This window comes from Olsenella sp. An285, from assembly GCF_002159625.1.
Lineage (GTDB): Bacteria > Actinomycetota > Coriobacteriia > Coriobacteriales > Atopobiaceae > Thermophilibacter > Thermophilibacter avicola.
Window position 1 is genome coordinate 1 of the sequence record NZ_NFIZ01000033.1, and the last position, 560, is coordinate 560.

General features: G+C 56.6%; 1 rRNA gene. It reads left to right on the forward strand.

The window, feature by feature from the left end:
* Positions 1–79: ribosomal RNA gene (rrf, locus tag B5F79_RS11350) — 5S ribosomal RNA — on the forward strand; the annotation flags it as partial.
* Positions 80–560 lie beyond the last annotated feature (481 nt).

Here is a 560-nt window from a genome sequence, read left to right on the forward strand (position 1 = left end):
TTCCGAACCCGGAAGTTAAGCCCCCGAGCGCCGATGGTACTGCGGAGTCAGTCCGTGGGAGAGCAGGACGTCGCTGACCAACAAGGGGCATTTTCCTGTGACGGGGGGCAGTGGATAGCGTTTTGTGAATAGGGCGCCAACAGGGGTTGGAGCCCTATTTTTATAGGTTGTCGCCCGTGCGCGGTATTTCTTGGGCTTGTTCTGGCTGCAGAAGGCTTTTATCTCCAGCGCGTTCTCCAGTATTTTTCGGGCTTCTTGAGGTTAATGCCATCAGGTCTCTCTTGAGCCCTATTTGGAGGTCGCTGCGTTCTTATGTCCTGGCTCAGGTGTGTCTCAACAATGAATCTCGATCCTGCCCACTGGCTCTCTGGGCATTTTTGGGACAATGCCTCGTCCTCGCTTTCCGTATTGGAGAGCTCTCTCGCATACAGCATTGCCCATCAAGACGTTTGTTTGTGTAGGAATCGTGAACCTCCCGATTCACGCCCCCGGAGGGGCGCGGGGTGCGTATAGTTAATCCCCGCGCAGCGACGCGGCGACGCGAACGACCTGCGCGGCGA